The sequence below is a fragment of the Cellulomonas sp. P24 genome (genome assembly GCF_024704385.1).
Lineage (GTDB): Bacteria > Actinomycetota > Actinomycetes > Actinomycetales > Cellulomonadaceae > JAJDFX01.
The window spans coordinates 2,821,357-2,836,238 of record NZ_JAJDFX010000002.1; the positions used below are offsets into that span (position 1 = coordinate 2,821,357).

14 protein-coding genes are annotated in these 14,882 nt (G+C 73.0%); 9 read left to right on the top strand and 5 right to left on the bottom strand.

Annotation, left to right across the window (positions count from 1 at the left end):
• Window positions 1-218 precede the first annotated feature (218 nt).
• Genes LJB74_RS13140 through ispF form a run of 3 tightly spaced genes read left to right on the top strand, consistent with a single transcriptional unit; the run spans window position 219 to window position 2,093 of the window.
• Window positions 219-701, top strand: coding sequence for a CarD family transcriptional regulator (locus LJB74_RS13140; RefSeq protein ID WP_055916922.1), 483 nt, complete (start codon window positions 219-221; stop codon window positions 699-701).
• A 28-nt stretch (window positions 702-729) separates the two neighbouring features.
• Complete coding sequence (gene ispD / locus LJB74_RS13145; protein ID WP_310650848.1) at window positions 730-1,611, top strand: 2-C-methyl-D-erythritol 4-phosphate cytidylyltransferase; 882 nt, start codon at window positions 730-732, stop codon at window positions 1,609-1,611.
• Window positions 1,608-2,093, top strand: a complete 486-nt coding sequence (gene ispF / locus LJB74_RS13150) for a 2-C-methyl-D-erythritol 2,4-cyclodiphosphate synthase (RefSeq protein ID WP_259308962.1) — start codon at window positions 1,608-1,610, stop codon at window positions 2,091-2,093. The genes ispD and ispF overlap by 4 nt, the downstream gene beginning before the upstream one ends.
• Here ispF and LJB74_RS13155 read toward each other — a convergent pair.
• Window positions 1,996-2,979, bottom strand: a complete 984-nt coding sequence (locus tag LJB74_RS13155) for an EamA family transporter (protein WP_259308963.1) — start codon at window positions 2,977-2,979, stop codon at window positions 1,996-1,998. The two genes, ispF and LJB74_RS13155, sit on opposite strands and share 98 nt — an antisense overlap.
• Before the next feature lie 71 nt (window positions 2,980-3,050).
• Here LJB74_RS13155 and LJB74_RS13160 point away from each other — a divergent pair, with 71 nt between their 5' ends.
• Window positions 3,051-3,965 (top strand): LysR family transcriptional regulator, encoded by a 915-nt coding sequence (locus LJB74_RS13160; protein ID WP_259308964.1) that lies wholly within the window; start codon window positions 3,051-3,053, stop codon window positions 3,963-3,965.
• Between the two features lie 48 nt (window positions 3,966-4,013).
• Here LJB74_RS13160 and LJB74_RS13165 read toward each other — a convergent pair whose 3' ends face one another.
• Window positions 4,014-4,970, bottom strand: coding sequence for an NADP-dependent oxidoreductase (locus LJB74_RS13165; protein WP_259308965.1), 957 nt, complete (start codon window positions 4,968-4,970; stop codon window positions 4,014-4,016).
• A gap of 50 nt (window positions 4,971-5,020) precedes the next feature.
• Window positions 5,021-6,364 (bottom strand): D-arabinono-1,4-lactone oxidase, encoded by a 1,344-nt coding sequence (locus LJB74_RS13170; RefSeq protein ID WP_259308966.1) that lies wholly within the window; start codon window positions 6,362-6,364, stop codon window positions 5,021-5,023.
• A 138-nt stretch (window positions 6,365-6,502) separates the two neighbouring features.
• On the opposite strand from LJB74_RS13170, the gene LJB74_RS13175 reads away from it, so the two are divergent.
• From LJB74_RS13175 to rlmB, 5 genes are all read left to right on the top strand, one after another.
• Window positions 6,503-7,099: a TetR/AcrR family transcriptional regulator gene (locus tag LJB74_RS13175; RefSeq protein WP_259308967.1), complete on the top strand. Its 597-nt coding sequence runs from the start codon at window positions 6,503-6,505 to the stop codon at window positions 7,097-7,099.
• Complete coding sequence (locus tag LJB74_RS13180; RefSeq protein WP_259308968.1) at window positions 7,096-8,322, top strand: MFS transporter; 1,227 nt, start codon at window positions 7,096-7,098, stop codon at window positions 8,320-8,322. Before LJB74_RS13175 ends, LJB74_RS13180 begins: the two co-directional genes overlap by 4 nt.
• Window positions 8,319-9,518, top strand: a complete 1,200-nt coding sequence (locus LJB74_RS13185; RefSeq protein WP_259308969.1) for an amino acid deaminase/aldolase — start codon at window positions 8,319-8,321, stop codon at window positions 9,516-9,518. The genes LJB74_RS13180 and LJB74_RS13185 overlap by 4 nt, the downstream gene beginning before the upstream one ends.
• A gap of 67 nt (window positions 9,519-9,585) precedes the next feature.
• Window positions 9,586-11,049, top strand: coding sequence for a cysteine--tRNA ligase (cysS, locus tag LJB74_RS13190; RefSeq protein WP_259308970.1), 1,464 nt, complete (start codon window positions 9,586-9,588; stop codon window positions 11,047-11,049).
• Entirely contained in the window at window positions 11,049-12,107 is a 1,059-nt protein-coding gene (gene rlmB, locus LJB74_RS13195; protein WP_259308971.1) for a 23S rRNA (guanosine(2251)-2'-O)-methyltransferase RlmB, read from the top strand. The genes cysS and rlmB overlap by 1 nt, the downstream gene beginning before the upstream one ends.
• Window positions 12,108-12,220: 113 nt before the next feature.
• On the opposite strand, the gene LJB74_RS13200 is transcribed toward rlmB, so the two are convergent.
• Both LJB74_RS13200 and LJB74_RS13205 read right to left on the bottom strand, forming a co-directional pair.
• A complete protein-coding gene (locus tag LJB74_RS13200; RefSeq protein WP_259308972.1) occupies window positions 12,221-13,465 on the bottom strand; it encodes a DUF4032 domain-containing protein in 1,245 nt (414 codons plus the stop codon).
• A gap of 126 nt (window positions 13,466-13,591) precedes the next feature.
• The gene (locus LJB74_RS13205; protein WP_259308973.1) at window positions 13,592-14,725 is read right to left on the bottom strand and encodes an ABC transporter ATP-binding protein; all 1,134 of its coding nucleotides are present in this window, start codon (window positions 14,723-14,725) and stop codon (window positions 13,592-13,594) included.
• Window positions 14,726-14,882 lie beyond the last annotated feature (157 nt).

The window sequence follows — 14,882 nt, forward strand, 5'->3', positions numbered from 1 at the left end:
CCTGGGCGGACGCCTGATCGCTTAGGTCAACCACGCGCATCATAGTGTGCCGACGTGTCTGCCCGTGATCTCGGGTCCCTCGCCGGGGGGACAACCACGGCCGGCTCGTACGCTGAGCCGCTGACCTGCGACAACACCCCTCGAAACGGTCATGGAAGGGTAAAGGGCCTCGTCATCGGCGTGGTAAGATCGAGTTCCGCGAAAGGGGAAATCTCCACATGACTTTCACAGTAGGCGAGACCGTTGTCTACCCGCACCACGGTGCCGCGCTGATCGAGGAGATCAAGACCAGGACCATCCGCGGAGAGGACAAGCTCTACCTCAAGCTGAAGGTTGCTCAGGGAGATCTGACGATCGAGGTCCCTGCCGAGAACGTCGACCTCGTCGGCGTGCGTGACGTCGTCGGCCAGGAAGGCCTCGACAAGGTGTTCGAGGTGCTGCGCGCTCCGTACACCGAAGAGCCCACCAACTGGTCGCGGCGGTACAAGGCGAACCTGGAGAAGCTGGCGTCGGGTGACGTCATCAAGGTCGCCGAGGTCGTCCGTGACCTCTCGCGCCGGGACGCCGACCGCGGGCTCTCCGCCGGTGAGAAGCGCATGCTCGCCAAGGCGCGTCAGATCCTCGTGTCCGAGCTCGCGCTCGCCGAGCACACCGAGGAGGAGAAGGCGGAAGCCATCCTCGACGAGGTCCTCGCCTCCTGAGCGTCTCGGACGCCCACCAGGGGGACTCGTGACCACCGCTGCCGTCCTCACCGCCGCCGGCTCGGGCTCTCGGCTCGGCCGTGACGACCCGAAGGCGCTCGTCGAGCTCCGTGGCCGGCCTCTGGTGGTCCACGCCGCGCGTCGGCTCGTCGCCTCCGGCGTCGTCGACGTGCTGGTCGTGACCGCACCCGAGGAGAGGGTCGACGACGTGACGCGGCTGCTCGTCGCCGAGGACCTCCCGGTCCCGGTCTCGGTCGTCGCGGGCGGCACCAATCGGCAGGCCTCGGTCGCGGCAGGGCTCGCGCTGCTTCCGCGCGAGGTCGACGTCGTCCTGATCCACGACGCCGCGCGTGCGCTCCTTCCCCCGGCTCTCGTCGTCCGTGTGGCCGACGCGGTGCGTGCCGGGCACCGTGCCGTCATTCCTGGGGTGCCGGTGCACGACACGATCAAGCAGGTCGGTCAGGTGTCGGCCGGCGGTGCGCCCGTGCTGGCGACGGTCAGTCGGGACCGGCTCCGGGCCGTGCAGACGCCTCAGGGGTTCTCCCGTGAGCTGATCGATCGCGCGCACATCGCCGGTCTCGTCCGGGCCGCGACCGAGGCGACGGCAGCGACCGACGACGCCGCGCTGGTCGAGGCGATCGGGGTGGCGGTGTGGCAGGTCGACGGCGCCGAGGACGCGTTCAAGATCACGACGCCACGGGACCTGTCGGTCGCGGAGCTGTTGCTGGCCGAGACCGACGGTGCGGACGAGGACGCTCGGGTGGACGTCGCGCTCGACGCCCTCAGGCGCAGGGAACCGGTGCAGGCGTCTGATCATGACGCCCCCGGAGCCGCCGAAGCGCCGACGACCGAGGGTGGAGCCGATCCGGCCGACGGCGGTGCCGTGTCGCTCGACGAGGCGGCGTCGTGACGCTGCCACGGGTCGGCACGGGCATCGACGTGCACGCGTACGCACCGGAGGACTCGCCCCGCGTGCTTCACCTCGCAGGCCTCGAGTGGCCGGGGGAGCGGGCCCTCGAGGGGCACTCCGACGCGGACGTCGCTGCGCACGCGGCAGCGGACGCGCTGCTCTCGGCAGCCGGGATCGGTGACCTCGGGTCGAACTTCGGGACGGCCGAGCCCGAGTGGGCCGGAGCCGCCGGTGCCGTCCTGCTCGCCGAGGCGGCGCGTCGGGTCCGCGCCGCGGGCTACGTGATCGGGAACGTCGCGATCCAGGTCGTGGGGACCAGGCCGAGGATCGGTGCACGACGCTCCGAGGCGGAGGCGGTCCTCAGTGCCGCGGTCGGCGCACCGGTCACGGTGTCGGCGACGACGACGGACGGGCTGGGGCTGACGGGACGCGGCGAAGGGGTCGCAGCCCTCGCCACGGCGCTGGTCGCAGCAGCGGACTGACGCCGGCGCGCCGTCGCGGGGCCGCGCCGGCCAGCATCACCCCGCCGAGCACCAGCACGCCGAGGAGCAGCTCGACCGGTGACGGCTTCTCCTGCAGGACGAGCCAGGACGCCGCGATCCCGACCACGGGGACGAGCATCGAGAACGGCGCCACGGTGCCCGACGGGTGCCGCGCCATGAGCGCGGTCCAGATGCCGGACCCGGCGAGGGTCGCGACGAGCACCGTGTAGAGCAGCCCACCGATCGCCGGGATGGCCGCGGGGGTGTCGAGCGTCGAGAGCGAGCGGCCGATCGCGGCCGGACCGTCCACGACGAACGACAGGGCGAGCATCGGCAGGGGCGGGATGACCGCCATCCAGAGCATCAGACGCCAGGGGCTGTCGGCAGCGGCCTTCCGGTTGCTGAGGTTGCCGATGGCCCAGCCGAGCCCGCCTAGAAGGGTCAGCAGGACCGGCACGAGCATCGCGCGCCCGCCGGTGTCCGCACGGTGGAGCGCGATGCCCGCGAGTCCGACCATCGCGACGCCGATGCCGGCCAGGCGGCGCGCCGTCAGCCGCTCGCCCAGCAGCGCCGCGCCGAGGAGCACCGTGAACGGGGCCGAGGACTGCAGCACGAGGGACGCGAGCCCGGTGGGCATGCCGACATCCATCGCCAGGTACAGGAACGTGAACTGGAGCACGCCGAAGCCGATGCCGTACCCCAGCAGCCAGCGCCACTGCACGACCGGTCGAGGCACGAGCAGCACGACCGGGATCGCGATGAGGGAGAAGCGCACGGCGACGAGGAAGAACGGCGGGAACTGGGCGAGCGACAGGTGGATCGCCGGGAAGTTCAGTCCCCACAGCACGGCGACGAGCACGGCGAGCAGGCGGTCACGGAGGGGCATGGACCGATCTTCGACCGCAGGACGATTCAGGACAATCGAATTGTCCTGAAGCATCTCAGTAGCATTGCTACATGGATGTGCACCAGCTCGAGACACTCCGGGTCGTCGGGGACCGCGGCAGCGTCGCGTCCGCGGCCGCCGCGCTGCACTGCACGCCCTCCGCGGTCTCCCAGCAGCTCAAGGCACTGCAGCGGACCGTCGGCGTGCGGCTCACCGAGCGGGTCGGGCGCGGGCTCCGGCTGACCCCCGCTGGTGAGGCCCTCGCGCGTGAGGCCGTCGGGGTGGCGATCGCGCTCGAGCGCGCCGGTGCCGCCGTCGGCGCGTTCCTCGACCAGCCGACGGGCACCGTCCGGGTGGCGGCGTTCCAGAGCGCAGCGCAGATGCTCCTGCCGGGGCTGCTGACGCGGCTCTCCGACCAGCCGGGGATCGTCGTCGAGTGCAGCGACGAGGACGTCGCGCAGGACGAGTTCGTCCACCTGACGAGCGAGTTCGACATCGTCGTCGCGCACCGGGCCGACCGCGGGCAGGTGTGGGCGGGCGCGGACGACGGCCGGGTCAGCGTCGTCCCGCTGCTCCGCGAGCCGCTCGACGTGGCCCTCCCGCCCGCTCACCGGCTCGCCGACCGCACGTCGCTGACACCGCTGGACCTGGCCGACGAGGAGTGGATCACGGTGCGCGCGGGCTTCCCGGTGGCCGCGGTGCTCGAGGCGGTCACTGCGGGGTCCGGGGCGCCGCCACGGGTGCGGCACCGCATCAACGACTTCCACGTGGTCGAGGCCCTGGTGGCCGCCGGTCACGGCATCTCCCTGCTGCCGCGGTTCACGGCGGACCACCGTGACGGCACCCGGTTCCGGCTCGTGCCGCTCGTCGGGGTCCGGGCCGGTCGGCAGATCGACGCGCTCGTCCGGCCCGACCGGGCGGAGCGTGTCGTCGTGGGCGTCGTCCTCGAGGCGCTCCGTCGGCATGCGCGCGACATCGCCGCCTGACCACCTCCCCCGACGCTGACGGGACCGGCGTTCAGCCCGGCGGGCTGCTCAGGGGATCAGCACGATCTTGCCGTGGGTGTGCCCGGCCATCCCGGCGCGGTGCGCGTCTGCGACCGACGCCAGCGGGTAGGTCGCCGCCACGGTGATCGTGAGCCGACCGGCGGCGGCGAGGGCGATGAGCTCGGCGCGCGCGGACCGCCTGACCTCGGTCCCGGGGTCCGCTCCCGGACCGCTGCCGAGCAGCCGGATCCCGAGCTCGCCGCCGCGGGCGAAGCCGGCGATCGACACGATGCGCGCGCGGTCGGCGACGAGCTCGACCGAGGTGTCCAGGGCCTCGTCGGTCCCGACGGTGTCGATCGCCGCGGTCACGACCTCGCCGTCGCCCAGCAGGGCGCGCACCCGGTCCGCCAGCCCCGGACCGTAGACGACCGGCTCGGCGCCGGCGGCCGAGACGTCGTCGTGACGGGCAGCGCTCGCGGTCCCGATCACGCGGGCGCCGCGCAGGGCCGCGAGCTGGGTCACGAAGCCGCCGACCCCACCGGCGGCGCCGTGCACCAGGACGGTGTCACCGGGCCCGACCTGCGCCGCCACGACCGTGTGCCACGCCGTGGTCCCGGCGAGCAGCAGGCCGGCGGCCTGCTCCCAGGAGAGGGCCGAGGGCTTCGGGAGCACCGCGCCCACCGGGGCGACGACCTGCTCGGCATAGGCGCCCTGGGCGGGCTGGACGATCACCTCGTCCCCAGGCGTCACGCCGTCGACTCCGGGGCCGACGGCGAGGACGACCCCGGACGCCTCGAAGCCGAGGCGACGGGGAAGTCGTGCCGGATCGGTGCCGAAGGCTCCGGTGTACAGCTTCCAGTCCGCCGGGTTCACCCCGGCGGCGCGGACCTCGACGAGCACCTGGCCCTCACCGGGGTCGCTCGCCGGGAGCTCGACCACCTCGAGCACCTCCGGGCCGCCGTAGGCGGCGGCGATGACGGCACGGTACGGCGAGGTCGCAGTCATACGCGGGTCAACAGGGGGTGGGGGCGGAGTGTTCCCGTCAGGCCTGCGGATCAGCCCCGCGGACCGAACACCCGATCGGTGTACGGGTTCGCGAAGCGGCCCTCCGGGTCCTGCGCGGACCGGACCGCGAGGAAGTCGGTGAACCGCGGGTACAGCGCCGCGAGGCGCTCGGCCTCGAGCCAGTGGAGCTTGCCCCAGTGCGGCCGGCCGTCGACCTCCGCCATGATGCGCTCGACGGCCGAGAAGTAGCGTCGGTACGGCAGGCGGAGGTACTGGTGCACGGCGACGTAGGCGGACTCGCGTGCGTAGGCGGTCGACAGCCAGACGTCGTCCGGTGCGGCGAAGCGCACCTCGACCGGGAACGGCACGTGCTCGCGCGTGCGCTCGATCCAGCGGTCGATCTCCGCCAGGACGTCGACCAGCGCGGCACGCGGGATCGCGTACTCCATCTCCCGGAACCGGACCCGGCGGGGCGTCACGAACACCTCGTACGACGGCGCGGTGAAGCGACGAGCGGACAGCGCGCGCGCCGCGACCTGGTTGACCACCGGGGTCAGGCCCCGTGCCGCCGCGGTGAGCCGGTTCGTGGCCTCGAACACGGTGTTGGAGAGCAGCTCGTCGTCGACCCAGCCGCGGACCCGGCCCAGCGGGGGTGCGACGCCCGGGTCCCGCGGGTCGACGCGGTTGTTGCGCTTCGTCAGCGTGCGCCGCGTGTGCGGGAACCAGTAGAACTCGACGTGGTCGTTCGACTCGACCAGTCCGTCGGGGCCGTCGAGGGCATCGAGGACCCGGTCGAGCGGCCATGGTTCCTCCACGGCCTCGAGCGAGAACGCCGGCACCACCTCGAGGGTCACCGCCGCGATCAGCCCGACGGCGCCGAGTCCCAGGCGCGCGGCCTGGAAGAGGTCGCCGTGACGGTCGGCGTCCACGTCGACCACCTCGCCCGCGGCGGTCACCAGCCGCAGGCCGACGACCTGGGTCGCGAGACCGCCGAGCCGCGCACCCGTGCCGTGCGTGCCCGTCGAGATCGCGCCGGCGATCGACTGCCGGTCGATGTCGCCGAGGTTGCGCATCGCGAGACCGCGCGCGGCCAGTGCGCGGTTGAGCGCCCCGAGGCGGATCCCCGCGCCGACGGTGACGTGCGCCGTCCCGTCCGGACGTGGCTCGACGTGCTGGACGTCCGCGATCGCATCCAGGCTCACGAGGACCCCGTCGGTGGCCGCGGCGCCGGTGAACGAGTGGCCCGCGCCGACGACGCGCACCGGGGACGCTCCCGCCCCCGTCACGACCCGGACCAGGGACTCCACGTCCGGTGGCCGCTCGAACCGCTCCGGCGAGGTGCGCTCCGTGCGCGACCAGTTGGTCCACTCCAGGGTCGCTTGCGGCCGACTCACGCACGCGATCCTTCTGGGCACAGGCGGGCTGCGTCAAGGAAGTGCCACTTGACGTGGGGGGACGCACCGGTTGGGATGGTCGACGAGCACGCTCGGGGACGTGGTGGCGACCCAGTGCTCCTGTCCGGGGGGAACGTCATGAATCGCATGTCCGTCGCCGAGCGGCGACACCAGCTGGTGGGGGCTGCTCTCACCGTCGCGCGCGCTCGCGGCATCGACGCCGCGACCGTGCGCGCGGTGGCCACGCAGGCCGGTGTCTCGCTGGGCGTGGTGCACTACTGCTTCGAGGACAAGTCGGAGCTGCTGCGCGCGGTCGCCGCGGAGGTGCCGGGCGAGACCGCGGCCAGCGTGATCGACGCGCTGCCGGAGCAGGCGACCATCCGGGACGCGCTCGCCGTCGCCGTCGAGACGCTGTGGCACGCGATGCGCGAGAACCGCGACATGCGCCTCCTGAGCCACGAGCTGACCGTGGCCGGGCTGCGCGACGAGGCCCTCGCCGAGGTGGTCCAGGACCAGTACGCGCAGAGCCGGGTGACGGCCGAGCTGTTCCTCCGGCGGATCGCGGAGGTGACCCGGGTCGAGTGGGTCGTGCCGCTCGGGCCGCTCTGCCGCAGCATGATCGCGGTGGTCGACGGCTACTCGATCGCGTGGCTCGTCGACGGGGACGACGAGGCCGCGCGAGGCGGGCTGTACGGGTACGTGAGCTACCTCGCCACGCTGACGAGGCCGGTGTGACCGAACCCCGCCTCCGCGTCGCCACGGCCGGTGGCCTGGGGCGGGCGCGCCTCGCCGTCAGCGTGGCGTTCGCGGCCCAGGGGTTCGGCTTCGCAGCGATGCTCACGAGCGAGCCCGGGTTCAAGGAACGCTTCGGGATCGACGACCTGGCCATCACCCTGGTCATCCTCGGGGTCTGCGTGCTCGCCGGGGTCGGCAGCGCGACGGCGGAGGCCGTCGCCCGTCGGTGGGGGAGCGGACGCGCCCTCGTCCTCGGTCTGGTCGTTGCCGCGATCGGGATCGGGACCGCCGCGCTCGCTCCGGACCGGGTGCTGTTCTACGTCGGTTTCGGTGTGTACGGCTGGGCGCTCGGCCAGGTCGACGCGGGCACCAACATGCAGGCGGTCACCCTCCAGCACCGCTACGGGCGGAGCATCCTCACGTCGTTCTACGCCGCGTGGTCGGCCGGGGGGATCCTCGGCGCGCTGGCGGTCTCCGCGTACGTCGCCGCGCACGTCCCGCAGCGCGACGCCCTCCCGGCCGTGTCGGTCGTGGCGCTCGTCGCCGCGGTCGTCGTGCACCGACGGGCCTGGCGCGACGGCGCCGAGGACGAGGCCGCCCCGAGCGACGGCGGTGAGGCCGATCCGCGGCCCTTCGTGATCCCGTGGTCGGGGATCCTCGTCCTCGGGCTGGCGATCGTCGGCTACTACGTCGCCGACACGGCCGTGTCGACGTGGAGCTCGATCTACCTCCGGGACACGCTCACGGCCGCGCGGGCGGTCGCGCCGCTCGGCTACGCCGCCTACCTCGGGAGCACCCTGGTCTCGCGTCTCGCCGGGGACGTCGTCGTCCGAAAGTACGGGAGGGTCGCGGTCGTCCGGGCCAGTGGTGCGCTCGGTGCCGTGGGGTTGCTCGCCGTCGTGCTGACGGGATCACCGGCGGTGGCGATCGCCGGTCTGGCCGTCGCCGGCCTCGGGCTCGGCGTCGTCGCGCCGCTGTGCTTCGCCGCCGCGGGCGCGCTCGCACCGGGACAGGCCGACGCGGTGATCGCCCGGCTCAACATCTTCAACTACGTCGGGGCGGTGGTCGGCGGGGTGTTCGTCGGGGCCATCGGAACCGGCAGCTCGCTGCGGGTCGGGTTCCTGCTCCCCGTCCTGCTCGCGGTGGTCGTCGTGGTCGTCGCGCGGGGCTTCGGCGACAGGACGCCCGTCGCGGACGGTGCACCGGTGGTCGAGGCCGCATGACTGCCAAGGACCAGGGCCGGACTCTCGGCGAGCGGCTCGACGCGGCGACCCGCCACCTGCCGGCACCGTTGGCCGTCGTCGACCTCGACGCGCTCGAGGCCAACGCGTCCGACCTGGTGCGCCGCGCCGGCGGCGTGCCCGTGCGGGTCGCGAGCAAGTCCGTGCGGGTGCGGGCGGTGCTTGAGAAGGTCCTCTCCCGGCCCGGGTTCCACGGTGTCATGGCCTACTCGGTCCGTGAGGCGTCGTGGCTCGTCGCCCACGGTGTCGACGACGTCCTGGTGGGGTACCCGAGCGTCGACGTGGCGGCGCTCCAGGAGCTCGCCGCGGACCCTCGCGCCGCGCAGGCGGTGACCGTCATGGTCGACGACGTCGCGCACGTCGACCTGGTGGCGCGTGCCGCCGCCGAGGCCGGCCGGTCGCTGCACGTGTGCGTGGACGTCGACGCGTCGCTCCGTCCGGGCATCGGGCCGTTCCGGGCGCACCTCGGCACCCGGCGGTCACCGGTCCACACACCGGCCGACGCGGCCGCCCTCGCCCGCGTCGTGGCGACCCGCGCCGGCGTCGAGCTCCGGGGTCTCATGTTCTACGAGGCCCAGGTCGCGGGGCTGCCGGACACGAGCCCCGCGGTGCGCCTCGTGAAGCGTGCCTCGGTGGCCGACCTCGCCCGGCGCCGGACCGCCGTGCTCCGCGCGGTCGAGGACGCCGTGGGGCACGAGGTGCCGCTCGTCAACTCCGGCGGGTCGGGGTCGATCGAGGTCTCGGCGCGTGACCGGGCGGTGACCGAGGTGACCGCCGGCTCGGGGTTGTTCGTCCCGACGCTGTTCGACCACTACCGGTCCTTCACCCCGCGCCCGGCAGCGTTCTTCGGGCTCGACGTCGTGCGTCGACCGGCGCCCGGCTTCGCAACCGTGCACGGCGGGGGCTACGTCGCCTCCGGTCCGGCGACCCGCTCGCGGCTCCCGCGCCCGGTGGCGCCGGACGGCCTGCGGCTCACGTCGCGGGAGGGGGCCGGTGAGGTCCAGACCCCGCTGCAGGGACCAGGCGCGCGTGGTCTCGAGATCGGCGACCGGGTCTGGTTCCGCCACGCCAAGGCGGGTGAGGTGATGGAGCGGTTCGACGCCGTGCACCTGGTCCGGGGCGACATGGTGGTCACGACCGTTCCGACGTACCGTGGCGAGCAGCGCGCGTTCGGCTGACGCACCCGTCCGGGCGGTACCGGGCGACCCTGTCGGTTCCGGGGACGCACCCCGGTAGCCTTGCTGCGTGAGCCTGCGCCTGTACGACACCGCCGCACGTGAGGTCCGGGACTTCGTCCCGCTCGTCCCGGGCGAGGTGGGCGTCTACGTCTGCGGTGCGACGGTCCAGTCCTCGCCGCACGTCGGTCACCTGCGCCCTGCCGTCGCGTTCGACGTCCTGTCCCGCTGGCTGGCCCGCAGCGGGTATCGCGTGACCCTCGTGCGGAACGTCACGGACATCGACGACAAGGTGCTCGCGAAGTCCGCCGCCGCCGGCCAGCCGTGGTGGGCCTGGGCGCTGCGGCACGAGCGGGAGTTCGAGGCGGCCTACGCCGCCGTGGGTGTGCTCCCGTCGACCTACGCGCCGCGTGCGACCGGGCACGTCACCGACATGGTCGAGCTCGTCGAGAAGCTGCTGGCCGCCGGCCACGCCTACGTCGCGGGCGAGGGCAACGTCTACTTCGACGTGCGCTCGTACCCCGCCTACGGTGCACTGACCAACCAGCGCCTCGAGGACCTCGCCCCTGCGCACGACGGCGTCAACGAGGACGGCACCGGTGTCGACAAGCGCGACCCGCGGGACTTCGCCCTGTGGAAGGCGCCGAAGCCCGGGGAACCGGCCACCGCCGCGTGGCCGACCCCGTTCGGTCGGGGGCGTCCCGGCTGGCACCTCGAGTGCTCGGCGATGGCGCAGCGGTACCTCGGTGACACGTTCGACATCCACGGCGGCGGGCTCGACCTGAGGTTCCCGCACCACGAGAACGAGCAGGCGCAGTCGCGGGCCGCCGGTGTCGACTTCGCGCGCTACTGGCTGCACAGCGCCTGGGTCACGCAGGGCGGCACCAAGATGAGCAAGTCGCTCGGCAACGGTCTGCTGGTCGCCGAGGTGCTCGCACGCACGCGGGCCGCCGCACTGCGCTACGTGCTGGCGTCGGTGCACTACCGGTCGATGGTCGAGTGGTCCGACGACACCCTGACCGAGGCCGAGGCCATCTGGGACCGTCTCGCCGGGTTCGTCGAGCGGGCGACCGAGCGCCTGGGTGACGTCGCCGAGGCCGAGATCGCCGAGGTGCCCCTGCCGGCCGAGTTCACGGCGGCGATGGACGACGACCTCAACGTCTCCGTGGCCCTGGCCGTCGTCCACGAGCACCTGCGCGCCGGCAACTCCGCGCTCGCCGACGGCGAGCTGACCGACGCACGTCGCCACCTCGTCGTCCTGCGTGCCATGCTCGACGTGCTCGGGCTCGACCCGGGGAGCGCGCAGTGGGCGACCCGCGGGGACGATCTGCGCTACGCCGAGGCGCTCGGAGCCGTGGTCGCGGCCGAGCTCGCGGCCCGCGCCGAGGCCAGGGCCGCACGTGACTTCGCGACCTCGGACGCGATCCGCGACCGCTTGGCCGCAGCAGGCATCCTCGTGGAGGACTCGCCCACAGGCGCACGATGGTCGCTCGCAGCCGTGGCTGCACCGACCCAGACGAAGGACGAGGACTGATGGCAGGCAACTCCCAGCGTCGCGGGGCGACCCGCAAGCCCGGGTCGAAGAAGGGCGCCAAGGTCGGGTCCGGCGGCCAGGGCCGGCAGGCCCTCGAGGGTCGCGGGCCCACCCCGAAGGCCACCGAGCGCCCGTACCACCCGGCCGCCAAGCGCCAGGCCGCGGTCGAGCGCGCCGCGCAGACCGGCACGGCACGGACCGGACCGGCACGAGCAGGTGCCGCACGGGCCGCCTCCACGGGCGGACCGCGGACGGTGCCCGGGCGGGCGTCACGCGGCGCCGGCGGGTCGAAGAACGGCAAGGGCGTCAGCGCGACCCACGAGATCGTCACCGGGCGCAACTCGGTCGTCGAGGCGCTCCGGGCCGGCATCCCGGTCGCCACGGTGTACCTGGCCAGCCGGCTCGAGTCGGACGACCGCACGCGCGAGATCCTCGCCGCCGTCACCGAGCGCGGGTACCCGCTGCTCGAGATGACCAAGCCCGAGCTCGACCGCCTCACGGACGGCGCGGTCCACCAGGGCGTCGCGATCCAGGTGCCGCCCTACGCGTACGCCGACTCCGAGGACCTCCTCGACCTGGCCGAGGCGTCCGGGACGGCCCCGCTGGTGGTGGCGCTCGACGGCGTGACCGACCCGCGCAACCTCGGTGCCGTGCTGCGGTCCGCCGGGGCGTTCGGTGCGCACGGCGTGATCGTGCCCGAGCGTCGTGCCGCCGGGGTGACCGCGGCGGCGTGGAAGGTCTCGGCCGGTGCCGCGGCGCGCGTCCCGGTCGCCCGGGTCACGAACCTCGTGCGGACCCTCGACGCGTACCGGTCGGCCGGGTGCTACGTCGTCGGCCTGGACGGTGGCGGTGACGTGCCGATCGGGGAGCTGCCGTTCGCGACCGATCCGCTCGTGCTCGTCGTGGGCTCGGAGGGCAAGGGGCTGTCCCGGCTGGTCCGGGAGCACTGCGACGCGATCGCGTCGATCCCGATCGCCTCCGCCGTCGAGTCGCTCAACGCCGGTGTCGCGGCCGGTATCGCGTTGTACGAGGTGGCACGGCGCCGGCGCCAGGCCTGAGCCCGGCAGCCTTCGGGAGGATGGCGCCGTCACTGCGGGACGACGGCGCCATCACCCCCCAGGCCGATGCCGTCACCCAGGGGTGACGCAGCCGACCACCGGGGGCAGCGCCGTCACTCCAGGAGGACGGGGAACGCCTCGGTGTCGACCCCGAGCACGGCGCGCTCGTCGGGCCGCCCGGGGAGGATCGTGGCGACGTAGCTCGCGGCCGCCTCGGACATCGGGACGTCCCGACCCTGCTGCTCCGAGAGGTACCAGCGGTGGTCGAGGAGCTCGTGGAACACCTGCGCGGGCTCGAGCTTGCCACGGAACTCGCGGGGCACGGCGCGCACCGCGGGCTCGAACACCGTGGTGAGCCAGTCGTGGGCCACGAACTCCTCGTCCTCGCCCTGGCGGTCCTGGTCGGCCGCGTACGTGTCGAGGTCGTTGAGCAGGCGCCGCGCCTGGTTCTCCTGCACGTCGAGGCCGGTCAGGCGCATGAGCCGGCGGGAGTGGTGGCCCGCGTCGACGACCTTGGGCTGGATGCGCAGCGAAGTGCCGTCCACGTCCGTCGTGATGTCGAGCTCGCCGACGTCGAAGCCGAGGTTGTTCAGCCGTTCGATGCGCGCGGCGACCCGCCAACGGTCGTGGGCGTCGAACATCTCGACGTCGGTCAGCGCGGTCCACAGGTCGCAGTAGCGCTCGACGAGCATCTCGCCGATCGCGACCGCGTCCGCCGACTCCTCGAGGAACTCGCCCGCCTGGAGGTCCATGAGCTCGCCGATGATGTTCACCCGGGCGATCTCGAGGTCGTAGTTGCGCTGCCCTGCCGAGAGTCGCTGGTGCAGGTCCCCGGTCTCGGCGTCGACGAGGTACGCCGCGAACGTCTCGGCGTCGCGCCGGAACAGGGTGTTCGAGAGCGAGACGTCACCCCAGTAGAAGCCGACCAGGTGGAGCCGGACGAGCAGGACCGCCAGGGCGTCGATGAGTCGGGTGGCGGTGTCGGCCCGCAGGGCCTGGCTGAACAGGGCGCGGTACGGGAGCGAGAACTGCAGGTGCTCGGTGATCAGGCAGGCCTCGAGCGGCTCACCCTCGCTGTCCGTCCGCCCGGTGACGACACCGACGGGGACGACGCTCGGGACGTCGATCCGCCCGAGCTGACGCAGGAGCTCGTACTCCCGGTAGGCGACCGACTCGCCGATCTCCTTGACCGCGATCACCCGGCCGGAGAGCTTGACGAACCGGACGATGTGCCGGGAGATGCCGCGAGGCAGCGCGGCGAGGACCTCGGCGGGCCACTCCTCGAGAGGGTGGTCCCACGGGAGGTCGAGGAGAGCGGGGTCGAGCGACGCCGCGGTGATCTGGAGGCTCTGGGCCATCCCGGTCCTTCCTGGTGACACACGGGTGCGCCGGCGCCCGTCGGGTCCTGCCGGGCCCCTGGACACCGCGAGGGGCGGGTTCGGCTCGCAGCCGTCCCCGCCCCTCGTCGAGCGTACGCGATGGTGTCAGACGGTCGCGATGCGCTCGCCGGTGCCCGCGCGGAACAGGTGCTCCTCGGCCGGGCGGATCCGGACGTGGATCGTGGAGCCCATCTTCGGCACCTGGCGGGGGTCGACGCGCACGATGATCTGTGCGTCACCGGCACCCGAGCTGATGTTCTGCGACGGCTTGCCGTTCTGGTCGAGCAGCGAGCCGTAGACGAACGCGTCCGAGCCGAGCTCCTCGACGATGTTGACCTCGACGGGGAGCGAGTCGGCGGTCGGGCTCGCGACGAGGTCCAGCGACTCGGGCCGGAAGCCGAGGGTGATGCTGTTCTTGTCCTCGGGCTTGAAGCCGGCGATCACGTCGCGCGGGACGGCGATCTTCGCCGAGCCGACCTGGGCCAGGCCGTCGAGCACCGGGAAGGTCCCGAGGTTCATGGCCGGGGAGCCGATGAAGCCGGCGACGAACACGTTCGCCGGGGTGTCGTACATGTCGCGCGGCGTCCCGACCTGCTGGAGGAGACCGTCCTTCAGGACGGCGATCCGGTCGCCCATGGTCAGGGCCTCGGTCTGGTCGTGCGTCACGTACACCGTGGTGACGCCCAGCCGACGGGTCAGCGAGGCGATCTGCGAGCGGGTCTGCACGCGGAGCTTGGCGTCGAGGTTCGACAGCGGCTCGTCCATGAGGAACACCTGGGGGTTCCGCACGATCGCACGACCCATGGCGACACGCTGACGCTGGCCACCCGAGAGGGCCTTCGGCTTGCGGTCGAGGTACTCGGTGAGGTCGAGGATCTTGGCGGCGTCCTCGACGCGGGTCCGGATCTCGGCCTTCGGCATGCCCGCGATCTTCAGGGCGAAGCCCATGTTGTCCGCGACGGTCATGTGCGGGTACAGGGCGTAGTTCTGGAAGACCATCGCGATGTCGCGGTCCTTGGGCTGCACGTCGGTGACGTCGCGGTCGCCGATCAGGATGCGGCCGGCGTTGACGTCCTCCAGTCCGGCCAGCATGCGCAGGGAGGTGGACTTGCCGCACCCGGAGGGCCCGACGAGGACGAGGAACTCACCGTCCTCGATGTGCAGGTCCAGCGCGTCGACCGCGGGGCGCTCGGTCCCCGGGTAGATCCGGGTGGCCTTGTCGAAAGTCACAGTTGCCATGGCAGGTAGATCCCTTCACCGGCAGGTACGTGCCGGACGATCCGTCGTGAATGGGAGTGTCAGGTGTCGACCTCGACACCGACACGGGCGACCCGTCCCGGGAGGTCGGGGGCGTCCGTGCGACGGGTCCATGGTGCCACACCGGTGCCGATCGCGG

What these genes read in the sequence shown, in the direction of transcription:
- LJB74_RS13140 (WP_055916922.1), top strand. Translation starts at nt 219, where the DNA reads ATGACTTTCACAGTAGGCGAGACCGTTGTCTACCCGCACCACGGTGCC.
- LJB74_RS13155 (WP_259308963.1), bottom strand. Translation starts at nt 2,979, where the DNA reads ATGCCCCTCCGTGACCGCCTGCTCGCCGTGCTCGTCGCCGTGCTGTGG.
- LJB74_RS13160 (WP_259308964.1), top strand. Translation starts at nt 3,051, where the DNA reads ATGGATGTGCACCAGCTCGAGACACTCCGGGTCGTCGGGGACCGCGGC.
- LJB74_RS13165 (WP_259308965.1), bottom strand. Translation starts at nt 4,970, where the DNA reads ATGACTGCGACCTCGCCGTACCGTGCCGTCATCGCCGCCGCCTACGGC.
- LJB74_RS13175 (WP_259308967.1), top strand. Translation starts at nt 6,503, where the DNA reads ATGAATCGCATGTCCGTCGCCGAGCGGCGACACCAGCTGGTGGGGGCT.
- LJB74_RS13185 (WP_259308969.1), top strand. Translation starts at nt 8,319, where the DNA reads ATGACTGCCAAGGACCAGGGCCGGACTCTCGGCGAGCGGCTCGACGCG.
- rlmB (WP_259308971.1), top strand. Translation starts at nt 11,049, where the DNA reads ATGGCAGGCAACTCCCAGCGTCGCGGGGCGACCCGCAAGCCCGGGTCG.
- LJB74_RS13200 (WP_259308972.1), bottom strand. Translation starts at nt 13,465, where the DNA reads ATGGCCCAGAGCCTCCAGATCACCGCGGCGTCGCTCGACCCCGCTCTC.
- LJB74_RS13205 (WP_259308973.1), bottom strand. Translation starts at nt 14,725, where the DNA reads ATGGCAACTGTGACTTTCGACAAGGCCACCCGGATCTACCCGGGGACC.